16 protein-coding genes are annotated in these 18,097 nt (G+C 54.1%); 12 read left to right on the top strand and 4 right to left on the bottom strand.

The annotated features are described in order from the left end of the window. Positions 1 to 45 precede the first annotated feature (45 nt). Complete coding sequence (gene csrD / locus AC1VYI_RS03875; protein ID WP_134867090.1) at positions 46 to 1,986, bottom strand: RNase E specificity factor CsrD; 1,941 nt, start codon at positions 1,984 to 1,986, stop codon at positions 46 to 48. A gap of 182 nt (positions 1,987 to 2,168) precedes the next feature. On the opposite strand from csrD, the gene acuI reads away from it, so the two are divergent. From acuI to fis, 12 genes are all read left to right on the top strand, one after another. Then, complete coding sequence (gene acuI, locus AC1VYI_RS03870; protein WP_134867089.1) at positions 2,169 to 3,143, top strand: acrylyl-CoA reductase (NADPH); 975 nt, start codon at positions 2,169 to 2,171, stop codon at positions 3,141 to 3,143. Between the two features lie 77 nt (positions 3,144 to 3,220). Next, the gene (gene msrP / locus AC1VYI_RS03865) at positions 3,221 to 4,222 is read left to right on the top strand and encodes a protein-methionine-sulfoxide reductase catalytic subunit MsrP (RefSeq protein WP_032659657.1); all 1,002 of its coding nucleotides are present in this window, start codon (positions 3,221 to 3,223) and stop codon (positions 4,220 to 4,222) included. Further along, positions 4,223 to 4,822 carry a protein-methionine-sulfoxide reductase heme-binding subunit MsrQ gene (msrQ, locus tag AC1VYI_RS03860; protein WP_047174083.1) on the top strand — a complete coding sequence of 200 codons (600 nt, stop codon included), beginning with the start codon at positions 4,223 to 4,225 and terminating at the stop codon, positions 4,820 to 4,822. A gap of 234 nt (positions 4,823 to 5,056) precedes the next feature. After that, a complete protein-coding gene (gene aroQ, locus AC1VYI_RS03855) occupies positions 5,057 to 5,509 on the top strand; it encodes a type II 3-dehydroquinate dehydratase (protein ID WP_023309405.1) in 453 nt (150 codons plus the stop codon). 21 nt (positions 5,510 to 5,530) lie between these two features. After that, positions 5,531 to 5,992, top strand: coding sequence for an acetyl-CoA carboxylase biotin carboxyl carrier protein (gene accB / locus AC1VYI_RS03850; protein WP_010436174.1), 462 nt, complete (start codon positions 5,531 to 5,533; stop codon positions 5,990 to 5,992). A 10-nt stretch (positions 5,993 to 6,002) separates the two neighbouring features. Continuing rightward, entirely contained in the window at positions 6,003 to 7,352 is a 1,350-nt protein-coding gene (accC, locus tag AC1VYI_RS03845; protein ID WP_003860388.1) for an acetyl-CoA carboxylase biotin carboxylase subunit, read from the top strand. Between the two features lie 108 nt (positions 7,353 to 7,460). After that, positions 7,461 to 7,703, top strand: a complete 243-nt coding sequence (locus AC1VYI_RS03840) for a YhdT family protein (RefSeq protein WP_006178860.1) — start codon at positions 7,461 to 7,463, stop codon at positions 7,701 to 7,703. Beyond that, entirely contained in the window at positions 7,693 to 9,144 is a 1,452-nt protein-coding gene (gene panF, locus AC1VYI_RS03835) for a sodium/pantothenate symporter (protein WP_134867417.1), read from the top strand. The genes AC1VYI_RS03840 and panF overlap by 11 nt, the downstream gene beginning before the upstream one ends. An 11-nt stretch (positions 9,145 to 9,155) precedes the next feature. Beyond that, on the top strand, positions 9,156 to 10,037 hold the full coding sequence (gene prmA, locus AC1VYI_RS03830) for a 50S ribosomal protein L11 methyltransferase (RefSeq protein ID WP_023309407.1): 882 nt from the start codon (positions 9,156 to 9,158) through the stop codon (positions 10,035 to 10,037). A gap of 128 nt (positions 10,038 to 10,165) precedes the next feature. Continuing rightward, positions 10,166 to 10,906: a carbonic anhydrase gene (locus AC1VYI_RS03825; RefSeq protein ID WP_134867416.1), complete on the top strand. Its 741-nt coding sequence runs from the start codon at positions 10,166 to 10,168 to the stop codon at positions 10,904 to 10,906. A 330-nt stretch (positions 10,907 to 11,236) separates the two neighbouring features. After that, entirely contained in the window at positions 11,237 to 12,202 is a 966-nt protein-coding gene (dusB, locus tag AC1VYI_RS03820; RefSeq protein ID WP_134867088.1) for a tRNA dihydrouridine synthase DusB, read from the top strand. 23 nt (positions 12,203 to 12,225) lie between these two features. Further along, positions 12,226 to 12,522: a DNA-binding transcriptional regulator Fis gene (fis, locus tag AC1VYI_RS03815; protein ID WP_000462905.1), complete on the top strand. Its 297-nt coding sequence runs from the start codon at positions 12,226 to 12,228 to the stop codon at positions 12,520 to 12,522. A 129-nt stretch (positions 12,523 to 12,651) separates the two neighbouring features. Here the strand turns inward: fis and AC1VYI_RS03810 are convergent, their stop codons facing one another. The 3 genes from AC1VYI_RS03810 to AC1VYI_RS03800 are packed head-to-tail and all read right to left on the bottom strand — an operon-like array spanning position 12,652 to position 17,972. Next, positions 12,652 to 15,957 (bottom strand): phage tail tape measure protein, encoded by a 3,306-nt coding sequence (locus AC1VYI_RS03810; RefSeq protein ID WP_482877625.1) that lies wholly within the window; start codon positions 15,955 to 15,957, stop codon positions 12,652 to 12,654. 13 nt (positions 15,958 to 15,970) lie between these two features. Further along, positions 15,971 to 17,632 carry a terminase large subunit gene (locus tag AC1VYI_RS03805; protein ID WP_482877621.1) on the bottom strand — a complete coding sequence of 554 codons (1,662 nt, stop codon included), beginning with the start codon at positions 17,630 to 17,632 and terminating at the stop codon, positions 15,971 to 15,973. Beyond that, entirely contained in the window at positions 17,616 to 17,972 is a 357-nt protein-coding gene (locus AC1VYI_RS03800; RefSeq protein ID WP_000113647.1) for a phage terminase small subunit P27 family, read from the bottom strand. The genes AC1VYI_RS03805 and AC1VYI_RS03800 overlap by 17 nt, the downstream gene beginning before the upstream one ends. Between the last annotated feature and the right edge of the window lie 125 nt (positions 17,973 to 18,097).

Below are 18,097 nucleotides of genomic sequence, written 5' to 3'. Positions count from 1 at the left end.
AGCTACAGGCGCGATATTCTACGTGAAAACAGCGTAAACGGCAGGTCAAACAGAGTATCTTTGCAAATATTTTTTCACGTTGGTGTCAAGCGGTTGAGAGGCAGCAAAAAAATCCCCCTGACCGCCCATCACGCCGCGCGCTATTAACATCTGCCATTCGCTTCTGGAGCGCACGCCCGTGGCAAATACTTGTGTTCGCGTACCCTTGCACGCTTCTGCCAGACTCTGTACCAGCAGCTGGTTTTCCGTACGCTTCTCAATATTCCTTACCAGCCCCGGATGTAACTTTAATAACTCTACATCCAGCTCCTTGATCCAGTTGGTGCTGACCAGCGTTAAACCTGCCTGCGTCACAGCGATGCGTGCACCGAGCGCATTGATCAAACGTACCACCGGACGTAACCGGCTGATGTGTTGACCTACATCGGCCTCAGCAAGTTCAAAAATAATGTGTTTACGCTGCGATTTTTCGCATTGCATTAACGTATCACGTAGCCACCGCTGAAAACGTGGGCGTATTAACGACTCCACGGTGACCTGCAACGCCAGGTTTTCTTCAGGCCAGAAGGATAAAAACGGAATCAGCCGGGTAATTTGCTGGCGGTCATACTCTTCGGACAGGCCAAATTGCAGCACCATCGGCAGATATTCCGCAGAGATGACCTCTTCGGTGCCGTCAAAAATACGACACATCAGTTCACGGTGATGAACGTTGCCGTTTTTCATGACTGCGGGTTTTTGATAAATACGTGGACCGCCGCGGCTGAGCATTTGCTCAATCAGCGTTCGCCAGCGCACGTTGCCGCGCCCTTTTTCCGGCAGCGAGTCATCGTAAACCGCCCATCCGTTGGCCCCCTGCAACACGGCGTTGCGGGTAGCGGCTTCCGCATGTTCCATCACCTGCTCGGTGGATTGTCCGCCACGCCAGGCGCAGATCCCCATGTGGACCATATCGTCCCTGTCGAGCATTTTGCTCTGCGGCAGCGCATCTACCGCCTTCAGCAGCTGGCTGGCGATGCTTTCGGATTCCTTCAGCGTACGATGAGGCAACAGCACGGCAAAGTCGCTGCGGTGATAGCGGGCCAGCAGCGCGCCCGGGTAGCGCATAATAAAGGTGGAGAGCAGGTTGATCAGCGTAAAGAGGTTTTCTTCCGCGGCCCGCTGTCCCCAGGTGTCGCGCAGGAGATCGAAATCGGGCAGGCGAATCATCATCACCACCCCGTGAGTCCCCACTTTCTCTGAATCGTCGAGCAGCGTGGCGAGCTGATTATCAAAGAAAAGACGGTTGTTAAGGCCGGTTTTATTATCCTGCGCCGCATAAGAGCGGATCAGCGTATCCATACGGCTGCGCTGGTCGCTGGCAAACTGGATTTCGGAGAGCAGGGTATCGAGCGCGCTGCTGGCGCGTGACGGCCACTCGTGAACGGAGCCACGCACCTGCGGGCCGCGCTCACCGTTCAGGATCCGCACGGAGCGCATCTCCAGCAGCTCCTGACCGGAAAGCTGGCGGCGCAGCCAGCGGACCGCGAGAAAGATCAGCAGGACGATAAACGCAACGGCGACGGTGAGCGGCGCGGTGGTCATCATGGAACGAAAATAGCTGGCCATCGGATCGAGGTAGACCATGTGTATGGTCATCCCCGGATTTTTAAGGGAATGCACCGTCACTTCCCGATACTGGCTCACCACGCCCGCAGGCCGATAACTTCCCGGCCGTTCATGGCTTAAAACACGATGCTTTCCCTGCTGAATGTCGATCTGAACAATATCAACAGGTACCATCAACTCATCGAGCTCACGGGAGAGCGCCGGTAGCGGCGTCGTCAGCAGACGCGTATCAATCACCGAGGCAACAGACTGTACCCGGTTAACCAGCTTGTCCTGAATGGCGGTGTAAAAACTCAGGGAACAGCCCAGAAGCGTGACAAAAATGGTAAGCCCCGTCAGCAAGGTGATAAAAGCTGAGAACTTCGTCGTTAATCGCATCCTTGAGATTACTCCGTGGGTTGATGGGGTAGCGAGTGAGCGCTAACTTGCATTTCAAATGCGGCATACTACCAAATCAGGTGTATCTGGCAATTTATTGCGTTAAATCGGCACTGCGTTTCCCTGAGCGAGTATAGTCTTCAGAAATTATTTTCCAATCATCTGAGTCGTGAGGACACCGTATGCAGGCTTTGATCTTAGAACAGCAGGACGGCAAAACGCTTGCCTCAGTGCAGCCGGTAGAAGAGAACCGCCTGCCGGAAGGCGAAGTAATCGTCGACATCGACTGGTCCAGTTTAAATTATAAAGATGCGCTGGCTATTACCGGTAAGGGTAAAATCATCCGAAATTTCCCTATGGTGCCGGGTATTGATTTCGCGGGCCGGGTTCATACCAGCGAGGATCCGCGCTTCCATCCAGGCCAGCATGTACTGCTCACCGGCTGGGGCGTGGGTGAAAATCACTGGGGCGGGCTGGCAACGCAGGCGCGCGTGAAGGGCGACTGGCTGGTGCCTGTGCCGAAAGGCATGGATGGCCGCAAGGCAATGATCGTCGGCACGGCAGGCTTTACCGCCATGCTGTGCGTGATGGCGCTGGAAGATGCGGGTATCCGCCCTGAGTCAGGGGAAATTGTCGTCACCGGTGCCAGCGGCGGCGTGGGCAGCACGGCTGTCACGCTGCTCCACAAGCTGGGCTATCAGGTCGCTGCGGTTTCCGGCCGAGAAAGTACCCATGACTATCTGCGCCAGCTCGGCGCCAGCCGCATTCTCAGCCGCGACGAATTTGCCGAAACCCGTCCGCTGGAAAAACAGGTTTGGGCAGGGGCGGTGGATACCGTCGGCGATAAGGTGCTGGCAAAAGTCCTGGCGCAGATGAACTACGGCGGATGCGTGGCAGCCTGCGGTCTGGCCGGCGGATTTGCCCTGCCAACTACCGTGATGCCATTTATTCTGCGTAACGTACGCCTGCAGGGTGTGGATTCCGTGATGACCCCTGCGGCCCGTCGTCATGAAGCCTGGGAACGGCTGGTGCGAGATCTGCCGGAATCTTTCTATACCCAGAGCGCAACGGAGATAACCCTCAGCCAGGCGCCGGAATACGCCAGTAAGATCATGGACAACCAGTTCCACGGTCGTGCGCTGGTGAAAATCGCCTAATCTTCAAATTTTCGTGACATATTCGCGCGAATCCCTCTCCTCCGTCATGCTTAGAAAAACGCATGACGGAGGATGCCATGAAAAACCGAAAACTGACGGAAGCCGACGTAACGTCTGAGTCTGTCTTTATGTTACAGCGCCGCCAGATCCTGAAAATGCTTGGCATCAGCGCCACTGCCCTGACGCTCTCGCCAGCGGCACACGCCGACCTGCTCGACTGGTTTAAAGGCAACGATCGGCCAAAGGCTCCATCCGGCGCCCCGCTCACCTTTACGAAACCGGCCGAATGGCAAAACAAGCTGACGCTCACGCCGGAAGATAAAGTTACCGGCTACAACAACTTCTACGAATTTGGTCTCGATAAGGCCGATCCTGCCGCCAACGCGGGGAGCCTCAAAACCGATCCGTGGACGCTGAAAATTGATGGCGAAGTGGCGAAACCCCTGACGCTGGACCACCACGATCTCACTACCCGCTTCCCGCTCGAAGAGCGTATCTATCGCATGCGCTGCGTGGAAGCCTGGTCGATGGTGGTGCCCTGGGTCGGCTTCCCGCTTCATAAGCTGCTGGCGATGGTTGAACCCACCAGCAATGCGAAATATGTCGCTTTCCAGACGCGCTATGCGCCTGACGAGATGCCCGGGCAGAAAGATCGGTTTATCGGCGGCGGGCTTGAGTATCCGTATGTGGAAGGGTTACGCCTCGACGAAGCTATGCACCCCCTTACCCTGCTGACCGTTGGCGTTTATGGCAAAGCGCTTCCGCCGCAGAACGGCGCCCCCATCCGTTTAACCGTACCGTGGAAATATGGCTTCAAAGGGATTAAATCTATCGTCAGCATTAAGCTTACCCGCGAACGTCCGCCAACCACCTGGAATCTGGCGGCCCCGGACGAATACGGCTTCTTCGCCAACGTGAACCCGCACGTGGATCATCCGCGCTGGTCGCAGGCAACCGAGCGGTTTATTGGTTCCGGCGGTGCGCTGGACGTAAAGCGCCAGCCGACGCTGCTGTTTAACGGCTATGCGGATGAAGTGGCTTCGCTTTACCGTGGTCTCAACTTACGGGAGAATTTCTGAGTGCGTTTAACGGCAAAACAGATTACCTGGCTGAAAGTGCTGCTGCACCTGGCCGGGCTGCTTCCTTTTATATGGCTGTTCTGGGCCGCCAGCCAGGGGCTCTTTAGCGCAGACCCGGCAAAGGATATCCAGCATTTTACCGGTCGGATGGCTCTGAAATTTTTGCTGGCCACCTTGCTCGTGTCGCCGCTGGCGCGCTACGCTAAACAGCCCTTATTGATACGCACCCGTCGGCTGTTAGGGCTATGGTGTTTTGCCTGGGCGACGCTGCACCTCACCAGCTACGCCCTGCTGGAACTGGGAATTAACAATCTGGCGCTGCTTGGCCGCGAACTGGTGACACGTCCTTATCTGACGCTGGGTATCGTGAGCTGGGTGGTTTTACTGGCGTTAGCGCTGACATCCACGCAATATGCGCAGCGAAAACTGGGCAGGCGCTGGCAGCTTCTGCACAACTTCGTCTATCTTGTCGCGATCCTCGCTCCCATTCATTACCTGTGGTCGGTGAAGATCCTCTCGCCGCAGCCAATCCTTTATGCACTGGCGGCCGCGGCGCTTTTGGCATGGCGTTACAAGAAGTTCCGCCAGTGGTTGCGATAGTTCGCGAAACTGTGCGTTTTCCCGCAGATTACCCGTCAAACGCAAATCTTTTTCGGATAGCGGTTGATAATCTTCCCTGATAAGACCAGTATTTAGCTGCTAAATGCTACGAAATCGTTATAATGTGCGACCTTGGTTCGCCTGACAGCGGTTTTAAGCCTCTGAAAAGGTGACATTTGCGTTTCGAAGGTATATTTTGTTTTTTACCCGAAAATCGCAGGAGATAGCGGCATTATGACTGATAAGTTCCATATCTTAGTTTTGAACGGACCGAACCTGAACATGCTCGGCACCCGTGAGCCAGAGAAGTACGGCACGCTAACATTGAGTGAAATTGTTAACCGTCTGGGAACGGAAGCAGCGTCACTGAATGTGGATTTGGATCATTTTCAGTCGAATGCGGAGTACGCACTCATCGACCGTATTCATCAGGCTAAAGACAATGTGGACTATATCCTGATCAATCCGGCCGCGTTTACGCACACCAGTGTTGCTATCCGCGACGCACTGCTCGCGGTGAGTATCCCGTTTATCGAGATCCACCTGAGTAATGTGCACGCCCGAGAGCCGTTCCGTCACCATTCGTATCTGTCGGATATCGCTGCTGGCGTTATCTGTGGACTGGGCGCAGACGGCTATTCATACGCTTTACAGACAGCGGTAAAACGCTTGTCACAATCACACTAAACAAGAGTACGGAACCCACTCATGGATATTCGTAAGATTAAAAAACTGATCGAGCTGGTTGAAGAATCAGGCATCTCCGAACTGGAAATTTCTGAAGGCGAAGAGTCTGTACGCATCAGCCGTGCAGCCCCAGCCGCTAGCTTCCCGGTAATGCAGCAGGCTTATGCTGCGCCAGTGCAGCAGCCTGCGCTCTCCGCAGCCGTTGCGCCAGCAGCTGAAGCCGCACCTGCCGCTGCAGCAGAAATCAGTGGTCACATCGTACGTTCCCCAATGGTTGGTACTTTCTACCGCACCCCGAGCCCGGACGCGAAGGCGTTCATCGAAGTGGGTCAGAAAGTCAACGTAGGCGATACCCTGTGCATCGTTGAAGCGATGAAAATGATGAACCAGATCGAAGCAGACAAATCAGGTACTGTGAAAGCGATTCTGGTCGAAAGTGGTCAGCCGGTTGAATTTGACGAGCCGCTGGTCGTCATCGAGTAACGAGGCGTACATGCTGGATAAAATTGTTATCGCCAACCGCGGCGAGATCGCACTGCGTATTCTTCGTGCCTGTAAAGAACTGGGCATCAAGACCGTCGCTGTGCACTCAAGCGCGGATCGCGATTTAAAACACGTATTGCTGGCGGATGAGACGGTCTGTATTGGCCCGGCTCCGTCCGTAAAAAGCTATCTGAACATCCCGGCTATCATCAGCGCCGCTGAAATCACCGGCGCGGTGGCAATTCATCCGGGTTACGGCTTCCTCTCTGAGAACGCCAACTTTGCTGAGCAGGTTGAACGCTCTGGCTTCATCTTCATCGGCCCGAAAGCCGACACCATCCGCCTGATGGGCGACAAAGTGTCTGCAATCACCGCGATGAAAAAAGCCGGTGTTCCAACCGTACCAGGCTCTGACGGCCCTCTGACCGACGATATGGATGCTAACCGTGCTCATGCTAAACGCATTGGCTATCCGGTTATCATCAAGGCGTCCGGCGGCGGCGGCGGTCGCGGTATGCGCGTTGTGCGCAGCGATGCTGAACTGGCGCAGTCCATCTCCATGACCAAAGCAGAAGCGAAAGCCGCTTTCAGCAATGACATGGTGTACATGGAAAAATACCTGGAAAACCCACGCCACATCGAAATTCAGGTGCTGGCTGACGGTCAGGGTAACGCGATCTATCTGGCAGAGCGTGACTGCTCCATGCAGCGTCGTCACCAGAAAGTGGTCGAAGAAGCGCCAGCACCGGGCATTACTCCGGAACTGCGTCGCTACATCGGCGAGCGTTGCGCCAAAGCGTGTGTCGATATCGGCTATCGCGGTGCAGGTACCTTTGAGTTCCTGTTCGAAAACGGCGAGTTCTATTTCATCGAAATGAACACCCGTATTCAGGTTGAACACCCGGTTACCGAGATGATCACCGGCGTTGACCTGATCAAAGAACAGCTGCGTATCGCTGCGGGCCAGCCGTTGTCCATCAAGCAGGAAGAAGTTGTGGTGAAAGGCCATGCGGTAGAGTGCCGTATTAACGCCGAAGACCCGAACACCTTCCTGCCAAGCCCGGGTAAAATCACGCGTTTCCACGCGCCGGGTGGCTTTGGTGTGCGCTGGGAGTCTCATATTTACGCCGGTTACACCGTACCGCCGTACTATGACTCAATGATCGGCAAGCTTATCTGCTACGGCGAAAACCGTGACGTGGCGATTGCCCGCATGAAAAACGCCCTGCAGGAACTGATCATCGACGGTATCAAAACCAACGTTGATCTGCAGATGCGTATCATGAGCGACGAGCACTTCCAGAATGGTGGAACTAATATCCACTATCTGGAGAAAAAACTCGGTCTGAACGAGAAGTAAGAGACCTGTGTTGCTAAAAGGCCGGATTATCCGGCCTTTTTTATTTCTGGGGCCTGGAAAGCCTCATCATGTACAATCCCCGCTTTCTTCATCCACAAGGGACAAAAAATGGACAAACGTTTTGTTCAGGCCCATAAAGAAGCGCGCTGGGCGCTGTGGCTGACCCTTCTCTATCTCGCAGCATGGTTAGTAACTGCTTACTTACCTGACTCCGCTATTGGCATCACCGGCCTGCCGCACTGGTTCGAAATGGCGTGTCTGCTGGTACCGCTGGTCTTCATCCTGCTGTGCTGGGCAATGGTGAAATTCATCTATCGCGATATTCCGCTGGAGGACGATGATGCAGCTTGAAGTCATTCTGCCGCTTATCGCTTACCTGTTAGTGGTGTTTGGTTTATCCGTTTACGCCATGCGTAAAAGAACGACGAGCACCTTCCTGAACGAGTATTTTCTTGGCAGCCGCTCGATGGGCGGCGTCGTGCTGGCCATGACGCTGACCGCGACCTACATTAGCGCCAGTTCGTTTATCGGCGGGCCAGGTGCAGCCTATAAATACGGGTTAGGCTGGGTGCTGCTGGCGATGATCCAGCTTCCTGCCGTCTGGCTCTCGCTGGGGATACTGGGTAAAAAATTTGCCATTCTGGCGCGCCGTTATAATGCCGTGACGCTCAACGATATGCTTTTTGCCCGCTATCAGAGCCGTTTACTGGTGTGGCTGGCCAGCTTAAGCCTGCTGGTGGCCTTTATTGGCGCCATGACGGTGCAGTTTATCGGTGGAGCGCGCCTGCTGGAAACGGCTGCCGGGATCCCCTACGAGACAGGCCTGATTATCTTCGGCGTCAGCATTGCACTCTACACTGCGTTTGGCGGATTCCGCGCCAGCGTGCTGAACGATACAATGCAGGGCATGGTGATGCTTGTTGGCACCCTTGTTCTGCTGGTCGGCATTGTGCATGCTGCTGGTGGCCTGAGCCATGCGGTTGAAACGCTCGAGGCGATCGATCCAAAACTGGTTTCGCCGCAGGGCGCGGATGACATCCTTTCGCCAACCTTTATGACCTCGTTCTGGGTGTTGGTATGCTTTGGGGTGATTGGCCTGCCGCATACCGCCGTGCGCTGTATCTCTTACAAAGACAGCAAAGCCGTGCACAGAGGTATCATTATCGGCACTATCGTTGTCGCAATCCTGATGTTTGGTATGCACCTGGCAGGCGCGTTAGGTCGGGCAGTTATTCCTGACCTTACCGTACCCGATCTGGTTATCCCAACCCTGATGGTTAAAGTACTGCCGCCATTTGCCGCCGGGATCTTCCTCGCCGCACCGATGGCCGCCATTATGTCGACCATCAACGCTCAGCTGCTGCAAAGTTCCGCTACGATCATTAAAGATCTCTATCTGAACCTGCGTCCTGACCAGGCAGAGAATGAACGGCGCCTGAAGCGCATGTCGGCCGTTATTACTCTGGCGTTAGGGGCATTGCTGCTGTTAGCCGCGTGGCGCCCGCCGGAGATGATCATCTGGCTGAACCTGCTGGCATTTGGTGGGCTTGAAGCGGTATTCCTGTGGCCTCTGGTGTTAGGGCTCTACTGGGAGCGCGCGAATGCCGCCGGTGCGCTGAGCGCGATGATTGTCGGCGGCGTGCTTTACGCCGTCCTCGCAACGTTTAAGATTCAGTACCTGGGCTTCCATCCAATTGTGCCTTCGTTACTGCTAAGTTTACTGGCGTTTGTGGTGGGGAACCGTTTCGGTCAGCCCGTCCCACAACCCGCTATGATTTCTACTGATAAATAAAGAGTTTTGACATGCCGTGGATCCAACTAAAACTGAACACAACCGGAGCGAACGCCGAAGAGCTGAGCGATGCGCTGATGGAGGCCGGATCGGTCTCTATCACCTTCCAGGACACGCATGACACGCCGGTCTTTGAGCCGCTGCCGGGTGAAACCCGCCTGTGGGGTGATACCGACGTTATTGGCCTGTTTGATGCCGAAACCGATATGAAAGAGGTTGTCGCGATTCTGGAGAATCATCCTCTGCTGGGCGCGGGTTTCGTGCATAAAATCGAACAGCTGGAAGACAAAGACTGGGAACGCGAGTGGATGGATAACTTCCACCCGATGCAGTTCGGCAAACGTCTGTGGATCTGCCCAAGCTGGCGCGACGTCCCGGACGAGAATGCGGTCAACGTGATGCTCGACCCGGGTCTGGCGTTTGGTACCGGCACTCACCCCACCACGTCCCTGTGCCTGCAGTGGCTGGATGGTCTCGATCTGGACGGTAAGACCGTGATCGACTTCGGCTGTGGATCCGGGATCCTCGCGATTGCAGCCCTGAAGCTGGGCGCGGCAAAAGCCATCGGGATCGATATCGATCCGCAGGCGATTCAGGCCAGCCGCGATAATGCCGAGCGTAACGGCGTCTCCGATCGTCTGGAGCTGTATCTGCCGGATGGTCAGCCAGAAGCCATGAAAGCCGATGTGGTGGTCGCAAACATTCTGGCGGGCCCGCTGCGTGAACTGGCTCCGTTAATCAGCGTGCTGCCCGTTGAGGGCGGTCTGCTGGGGCTTTCCGGTATCCTGGCGAGCCAGGCCGACAGCGTGTGTGAAGCCTACGCCGATCTCTTTGCCCTTGATCCGGTAGTGGAAAAAGAAGAGTGGTGCCGCATCACCGGTCGTAAAAAATAAGAATCTGGCGTGGTCATCTGACCACGCCTCTCCCCCTCTGATAATCCTCTCTCCCCCGTTCATTCTTCGGTAAAATAACCCTACAAATCATGTTGATTTGTATTACAAAAATTCACCGGAAGAATATGATGACACAGGTTACAGGCAAGGCAGCGCTGCTGGCGCTGAGCATGATCTCGGCTTCAGCATTCGCATCACACTGGAGCTATGAAGGGGAAGGTTCACCGCAACACTGGGGCGAGCTGGACGAGGCATATAAGACCTGTCAAAGCGGAATGAACCAGTCCCCTATTAATATTGATTCGACCGCTATCGCCCATCTCTCCCCGCTACAAACCCACTACGTTGATGGCCCTGTTACGCTGACAAACAATGGCCATACCATTCAGGCAGGTGAACAGGCGAACACCCGCGATACTCTTACTCTCGATAAGCAAACCTGGACGTTACAGCAGTTCCATTTCCACGCGCCGAGCGAAAACACCGTACATGGCAAGAGATACGCGATGGAAATGCATCTGGTTCATAAAAATGCCAGTGGGGAACTGACGGTGGTGGCGGTCATGTTTGATAAAGGAACCGCAAACCCGGAGCTAGAAAAACTGTGGCGCGTTATGCCTCAGCAGGCCGAGCAGAACGTCTCCATCAAACAGGATCTCAACCTGAACAAACTGCTGCCAAAAAATAAAACGTACTGGCGCTTTAGCGGTTCACTGACCACTCCACCGTGTTCAGAAGGCGTTACCTGGATTGTACTTAAACAGCCCATGACGATTTCTGCAGAACAACTTGCCAGATTCACCCAGACAATGCATCACGATAATAACCGTCCGGTACAGTCGCTGCATGGGCGCGTCGTGGTCGAATAACACGCATTTTTCGCATGACGATCATGTTCTAAAATGCGACGCAGATCGCAAAGAAGAAGGGAAATCTGCTGCTAAAAACAGCAGATTATCCCGCTTCAGCGACGCATTTATTCAGAAATGATGAGAAGTTACGGGAAATTGTAAGCGCCCATAAAATAACCATTATCATATAACTTAATGATTTAAATAATGAATAATTTTTAACGGGAAGATTTGGTGGCGATTCCTTGATCTACAACAGTGGATTGTTCAAAGTTTGGCCTTTCATCTCGTGCAAAAAATGCGTAATATACGCCGCCTTGCAGTCACAGTATGGTCATTTCTTAACTCATGCGCATCGGACACCACCAGCTTAGAAATCGCCTGATCGCAGCCCCAATGGCAGGTATTACAGACCGGCCGTTCAGGACGCTGTGCTATGAGATGGGAGCCGGTTTAACCGTATCCGAGATGATGTCGTCTAACCCGCAGGTTTGGGAAAGCGATAAATCCCGCCTTCGGATGGTGCACGTTGATGAACCAGGTATTCGCACCGTGCAAATTGCCGGAAGCGTGCCTGAAGAGATGGCAGATGCCGCGCGGATTAACGTGGAAAGTGGTGCCCAGATTATTGATATCAATATGGGGTGCCCGGCCAAAAAGGTGAATCGCAAGCTTGCAGGTTCAGCCCTTCTGCAATACCCCGACCAGGTGAAAGCTATCCTGACGGCGGTTGTCAGCGCGGTGGACGTTCCTGTTACGTTGAAGATTCGCACGGGTTGGTCGCCGGAACACCGTAACTGTGTAGAGATTGCCCAACTGGCCGAAGACTGTGGCATTCAGGCCCTGACCATCCATGGACGCACTCGCGCCTGTTTGTTCAACGGTGAAGCTGAATACGACAGCATTCGGGCAGTTAAGCAGAAAGTTTCCATTCCGATTATCGCGAATGGCGACATAACTGACCCGCTTAAAGCCAGGGCTGTACTCGACTATACGGGAGCTGATGCTCTGATGATAGGACGTGCAGCTCAGGGAAGACCCTGGATCTTCCGGGAAATCCAGCATTATCTGGACACTGGGGAGCTGCTTGCCCCGCTGCCTCTGGCAGAGGTTAAGCGCTTGCTTTGTTCGCATGTTCGGGAACTGCATGACCACTACGGTCAGGCAAAAGGGTACCGAGTTGCGCGTAAACACGTCTCCTGGTATCTCCAGGAGCACGCTCCAGATGACCAGTTTCGGCGCACATTCAACGCCATAGAGGATGCCAGCGTACAGCTGGAGGCGTTGGAGGCATACTTCGAAAATCTTGCGTAATGAAATAAAGAGCTGACAGAACTATGTTCGAACAACGCGTAAATTCTGACGTACTGACCGTTTCTACCGTTAACTCTCAGGACCAGGTAACTCAAAAGCCCCTGCGTGACTCGGTTAAACAGGCACTGAAGAACTATTTTGCTCAACTGAATGGTCAGGATGTTAATGATCTGTATGAGCTGGTATTGGCTGAAGTTGAACAGCCACTGTTGGACATGGTGATGCAATACACCCGCGGTAACCAAACCCGCGCTGCGCTGATGATGGGTATCAACCGTGGTACTCTGCGTAAGAAACTGAAAAAATACGGCATGAACTGATACTAATCAGTTAAGTGTTTGTTTAAAAAGGCGCTCTTCGGCATGGGGAAGCGCCTTTTTTATTGGATTGACTGCACCACTGACTGCACTAATTGACGAACAAATTAGAGCAATAGCGAACGGTAAAAACTAAACTCCCTTAATCAAACGCCACAATGGTGAGCCAGGCATACTGGCCTGCTCGTTAATAACGCCAGTGATGGCATCTTTCAGTTGTCTGCCAGCGGCACCGGCTGTTCCCTGACTGGCCGCCTGTGGTGATCCACCCTGAATATTGATATCGCCGAAGTTAACTGAAGGCACACCACCGGAGACCTGAGGAGTGCCAACAGCCCGAACGCCCAGCGAACCATCAGCTGCACGGGTAAGCGGCATAATGGCTTCAGGTCCAGCCTCCGCAAATACACCCGCTCCTTTGGCAAACGCAAACAGCTGAGGCGTCTGAAAAACGCCATTGCTGTAAGCGCTCAGGGACGGAGAGTCGTAAACATTACCCTTCGCATTAAAGGTGAAGTTCGCACCAGCATTCTGAATAGCGGTGCCGCTACTGGCGGCTGCGGCGGAAGATGCACCGAAGCTGAAGAATGAGCCTAACGAGCTAACACCATTAGCAAGAGCCATGTTGATTGCAACATTTTCAACAATTTTGAGAACACTTATTCCCCAGTCCTTCCAACTGTCTACGTTACCGTTAAGCATGTCAGTAATGGTGGTAACCGCCCCGCCCATCGCCTGCTTCATCCCGTCAGCTGCCGTGGAAGAGTAATCTGTCGCTTCATCCACCCAGTTGGCATAGCCTTCAGACAAGCCCGTCATCCAGTCATCCCGCTGAGCATCAGAAGCAGCGTAATATCCTTCCTGGTCGCGCAGGCGCTCTTCAAGGTAACGCTTATTGAGGGCTAACTCCTGCTGGTAAACGTTCTCATTAATTTGATCGGCTTGTCGCTGGCGAAGGAGATCGGTGTTCTTCTGCTCAAATTCCTTGCGGATATTAAACTGTTCCTGCATTCGTTCACGGAACCGGGTTCCTTGCCCGTAACCAATAAGCTGAGCATCATTAGCTGCGCGGGCGCTGGCATTGCTGTCAGCAAGGCTGGCTTCGTAATTTCGCAGTTGCTCACGCAATTTAACCTGGTCTATTAGCGCAGCATTCTGTAATACCGTCTTTTTCTGGGCTTCCGTCAGAGCAGCAAGCTCTCCCTGACTGACCTGGTATTTAACCTTGGCCAGTTCAGAGCTCTGATCTTGCAGGGCGATCTGCTCTTTTTGCTGTTTGATGAGACGGTTATAAACATCCTCAGTTTTTTGTTCCGAGGTTTTACCGCGGGGCTTCTTTTGTGATTCCAGCAGATTAAAATCAGTGGCCGCATTGGACTGAATGGCGGCGATTTGTTTTTCCTGTCCCGGCAGAACGGCACCGCTGTTGTCCGTGCGAATAGCCCCCTGTCGGATGGCATCCTGTAGCGCCTTGAGCTTTGCTCTCTCCACTCCCTCACGCTGGGACAGTGCAATACTCTCTTCCTGCTGTTTAATAAACTTGTCGTAGGATGAATTATTAATTTCAGGTTTACCTGTAACCCCGCCAGACTTCTTACGCATCTCATCCATAAACTGGATGGTCACGGACATGGAAGCCGCCATCGCATCGTTAACGTTGATCGCGTTCTGAATATCCTGCTGAATCTTTCTGAAAGCAGCCCCAGAGACAGAAACCTTGTTCGCAAGCTCATCCTGTAGCTTGTTCTGGCTCTCAACGACCTTATTTAGTTGAGCCGTGGTATCGGCAATATCACGCGAAATTTGGTTATATTCCCTCTGCGCTTTGGCAGCATTGCGCACATAACCATTATTTTGATCATGCTCAACGCCAAGCTGGCGGGCCAGTTTGGTATATTCAGCAATGGAAGCCGCCGCCTCATCTTGTTTAGCCCGCAGGTCTTCCAGCTTGTCTTTCAGCGCGTCAATGGATGCCCCGGAGTCAGAGATCGAACCACGAAGCTGAATCTCGCTCATCTCCTTCGCTTTTTCCACGACACCATCGAGCGTGGACGCGTACTGAATAGCAGACTGTCGGGCCTGCTCCTGATTCTGATACCAGGCGTACCACGCGCCAGCCCCCAGCATCAGAATGCCGGGAATCCCACCAAACAGAGAAGACACGCCAGCCCATGCGGTGCGGGTGATAGAGGTCATGGCATTCAGGCGCTGATTCGCAGCAGCCAGGGCGTTCACCGTCGCTATCTCTGAGCGGTTGACCTTCACCAGATCGGCAGAGTTTTTGGCAAGGAGACCACGGATAGCCGTTCGCTGTTTCTCAGTCGTTGCAAGCTCAAGCTGAGCAACCAGAGACTGCTGGTTGCTCACCAGCATGGCCTTATCTGCTGTGATCTGCGCCAGAGAAGCGCTTGCACCTTCAATTTTTGCCGCCGTCAGGGAAATTTCCTCTGTTCTTGCGGCGATAAGCTGCTCAGTTTGCGTCTTAAGCTGCTGCGTCCAGTTGCCAAAGTAGCGGGATACGCCCACAGCGGTAAGCACACCTGCAGCGGTAGCAACGGTATCAATATTGCCTGCCAGCGATTCCAGACCTCCAGCCAGCGTGGCGGAGGCACCATAGGCATCGTTAGCGCCGCCAACCCACTGCATAAAGGAGTTTTCCACCTTCTGGAAAGAGCCGGATACCGTTTTCGGCATGGCTTCAAACTCTCCCTGCATGGCCTGTAGCTGACTCGTAATCGCAGGGACGACCTTATCAATCGTGAGCAAGCCCTGATCGGCCATTGCTTTCAGGTCTTTTCGGGCAACGCCCATGCCAGCGGCCAGCGCCCTGATAATGCGGTCGCCGTTCTCGTTCACTGAGTTAAATTCTTCACCGCGCAGCACGCCCTGCGCGAGAGCCTGGCTAAGCTGCGTGATAACCGAGCTGGCTTCCGCTGTACTGGCCCCGGATAACTTAAGGCCGGTACTCACCGCCTCTGTCACTTTAAGCACTTCGGCTGACGAATAACCGAACTCACGCATTGACGCAGAGGAACGGGCGAACAGTCCGGCATTGTCGCTGAATGCGGTGCCTGTTTTCTGGCTTATCTCCATCAGGGCACGCTGAGAATTGGAAAAATCTTCCGTCGAAGTGGAGGCCTGTTTTAGCCTCGCGTTAACGGAATTCCACTCATCGGCCAGCGTAATGAGGTGCCCGGTGGCAAATGCCCCCGCAAAAGCCCCCGCCAGCCCCGTAGCGGCCCTTTTGGTTTCACTCAGTTGCGCAGATACCGCCGCCAGCGCCTGTTGTGTTTCTCTCGTTGCAGATGATGCCTTTCGACCTCCATCCTGCATCGTTTTGTAATAGTTTTGCCCCAGACGAGAGGCCCGCTGTATCTCCGCCTGAAACGACTGTGAGTTTGCCGAAATTTTAATAATCAGCTCTCGCAACGTTGCCATAAATTACCTCGATTCAGATGCCGTCAAACTTAGCGAGACGCTGTTTGTGGCTTTCACTCATATCAAACGCAAAATCCTCGTGCTCAGCCTGGAAGGTACCGAACGCCATCAGCGCGGATACAGCCGGGTCTATCTTGTTGGAGGATTTCTTCTTGTTGGGCTTAATGTTGGCGTTGGCATCCGTCTCCATCACCACGTTACCAATCGCCCAGGACAAAACAGGATCGCCGCGATGGCGCACCACCTTACGGTTAACGAACACCTCAAAGGATTTAGCCACCGGACTGAACTTGAGATAGGTTTGCGGGAAAGGCTCCACATCAAGCCCTGCTCCCTGTAGCTGGGTGCGCAGGTGCGTGGCGTTCCACGTATCGAAACCCACCAGCCGGATATTGAAGGTTTCAGCGTCGCGCAGAATATCGTCACGGATGCGGTCATAGTCGATGCAGTCGCCGGGTGTGGTGCGTATCCATCCCGCTTTTACCCACTGTCGGTAGATGGCGCGGTTTTTGTTGGCGACGTTGAGCAGCTGTGCTTCCGGCAGATAATGACGGGTAAGGAGTCTGATCTCCCTGTCGAACGGGAACGCGTAGCTTACGCTGGTGATATCGCTGGTAGAGGACAGATCAAACCCGGCGTAGCACTCCATCCCGGCAAGGTCTTCTTCGGTGTAGTCGAGCGCACAGACATCCCATGCACCGGCCCCCATCCACGGCGTGGAGCCCTGGCACCAGATATTGAAACGCTTGGTCAGCATTTCCACCCACTGCGACGGTATGCCCCGCGCTTTCTGGATAGTGGATTCCAGTTTCGCCGCGTCAACGGACACATGCAGGTTAGGGTTAGCCTTGATCCACATTTCCGGCTGCTCAACCTCGCTTTCGTCGTCCAGCTCGTAGATCAGGACAAACAGCGAATCGTTGCTCTCTTCCCCGGCCAGAATCTGGCAGCAGTAGTCATAATGCTGTTTACAGGCAGAGACAACGTTACTCCCGGCTGTCGTGATGGCGAACAAAATCGCCTCCGGACGTGCGCCCATACCCAGCTCAAGCGCGGAATAAACGCCGTTATCCGGGTGAAGGTGGTATTCATCGACAATCGCCAGGCTGGGGTTAGTCCCCTCAATGGTGGCCGCTTTCGCCGCCAGCGGCTTTAACAGGCTGTTGCTCTTCGGGAAAATGACCTTATGCGCCTGGATATTGACGCGCTTTTTCAGCGGTTTTGACAGCAGGCACATCTGGCGGGCATCGTCGAACACGATTCGGGCCTGATCACGACTCACCGCCGCCGTGTAGATATCCTGCTGGCCCTTCTCCATTACCAGAAACCAGTTAGCCAGCATGGCGGCCACGGTTGATTTGGCGTTCTTACGCGGTACCTCAATAAATGCGCTGCTGTACTTACGGCGGCCTGACTCCCTGACTTTGAAACCCATCAGGTTAGCAAAGGCGAACTGCTGCCACGGCTCAAGCTCTATTGGCTGGCCCCGAAGCGGGCCTTTGACGTGTGGACAGAGCCGCGAGAACGCAATAAACCGCTCTACAGTCGCCGTATCGAACTCATAACGGGGGTCATTAAGGTCTGAAAAGTACCTTTCCACGGCCTGTTTTACGCGCTTACAGGCCGGAATTTCGCCCATTTTTATCGCGTTTGCGTAGTCATTCCAGACGGTCAAGTTCGTCTTCCTCTTCCGTTTCCACCGGATTCCGGCGGCGGCTTACCGGATCAAAGCCCAGCAGCGACGACATTTTAATCATGATTTTTTCAGCGTCGGCCTTTGCGCTCAGTGCCGGGTTTCGGCTCTCGCCGCCCTGGCTGTTAACAATGCTGAATCCTCGGCTGGCAAGGTCTTCAACGGCTTTGCGGTACATCGAATAGTTAACGCAAAAAAGTTCAAGGTTGTTCCAGTCGGCGGGAGTCAGATCACCGCGTTCGGCCAGCTGCTTCGCCTTTGCTTTCCACTGCTGCGCGGCTAACTCATCAAGATAAGCTGGCGGTTTTGGTGGTCTTGCCATAAAAATTTCTCGTTTCCATCGCGTTTTATTTTCAAAAAATTCACCGTGCGTAAAAATTTGAGGGGGCAGGCGGTGCCTTGCAGCAGGGGGTTTGTCTTTAAAACCTCCCCCACCCCGCCCATGCC

The sequence above is a fragment of the Enterobacter sp. QK-SA4 genome (assembly GCF_056856775.1).
The sequence above is the reverse complement of the archived record's forward strand: the minus strand, read 5'-3'. Positions and strand labels throughout refer to the sequence as shown.

What these genes read in the sequence shown, in the direction of transcription:
- panF (WP_134867417.1), top strand. Translation starts at nt 7,693, where the DNA reads ATGCAGCTTGAAGTCATTCTGCCGCTTATCGCTTACCTGTTAGTGGTG.
- prmA (WP_023309407.1), top strand. Translation starts at nt 9,156, where the DNA reads ATGCCGTGGATCCAACTAAAACTGAACACAACCGGAGCGAACGCCGAA.
- AC1VYI_RS03825 (WP_134867416.1), top strand. Translation starts at nt 10,166, where the DNA reads ATGACACAGGTTACAGGCAAGGCAGCGCTGCTGGCGCTGAGCATGATC.
- csrD (WP_134867090.1), bottom strand. Translation starts at nt 1,986, where the DNA reads ATGCGATTAACGACGAAGTTCTCAGCTTTTATCACCTTGCTGACGGGG.
- AC1VYI_RS03800 (WP_000113647.1), bottom strand. Translation starts at nt 17,972, where the DNA reads ATGGCAAGACCACCAAAACCGCCAGCTTATCTTGATGAGTTAGCCGCG.
- dusB (WP_134867088.1), top strand. Translation starts at nt 11,237, where the DNA reads ATGCGCATCGGACACCACCAGCTTAGAAATCGCCTGATCGCAGCCCCA.
- msrP (WP_032659657.1), top strand. Translation starts at nt 3,221, where the DNA reads ATGAAAAACCGAAAACTGACGGAAGCCGACGTAACGTCTGAGTCTGTC.
- AC1VYI_RS03840 (WP_006178860.1), top strand. Translation starts at nt 7,461, where the DNA reads ATGGACAAACGTTTTGTTCAGGCCCATAAAGAAGCGCGCTGGGCGCTG.
- AC1VYI_RS03810 (WP_482877625.1), bottom strand. Translation starts at nt 15,957, where the DNA reads ATGGCAACGTTGCGAGAGCTGATTATTAAAATTTCGGCAAACTCACAG.
- accC (WP_003860388.1), top strand. Translation starts at nt 6,003, where the DNA reads ATGCTGGATAAAATTGTTATCGCCAACCGCGGCGAGATCGCACTGCGT.
- accB (WP_010436174.1), top strand. Translation starts at nt 5,531, where the DNA reads ATGGATATTCGTAAGATTAAAAAACTGATCGAGCTGGTTGAAGAATCA.
- aroQ (WP_023309405.1), top strand. Translation starts at nt 5,057, where the DNA reads ATGACTGATAAGTTCCATATCTTAGTTTTGAACGGACCGAACCTGAAC.
- acuI (WP_134867089.1), top strand. Translation starts at nt 2,169, where the DNA reads ATGCAGGCTTTGATCTTAGAACAGCAGGACGGCAAAACGCTTGCCTCA.
- fis (WP_000462905.1), top strand. Translation starts at nt 12,226, where the DNA reads ATGTTCGAACAACGCGTAAATTCTGACGTACTGACCGTTTCTACCGTT.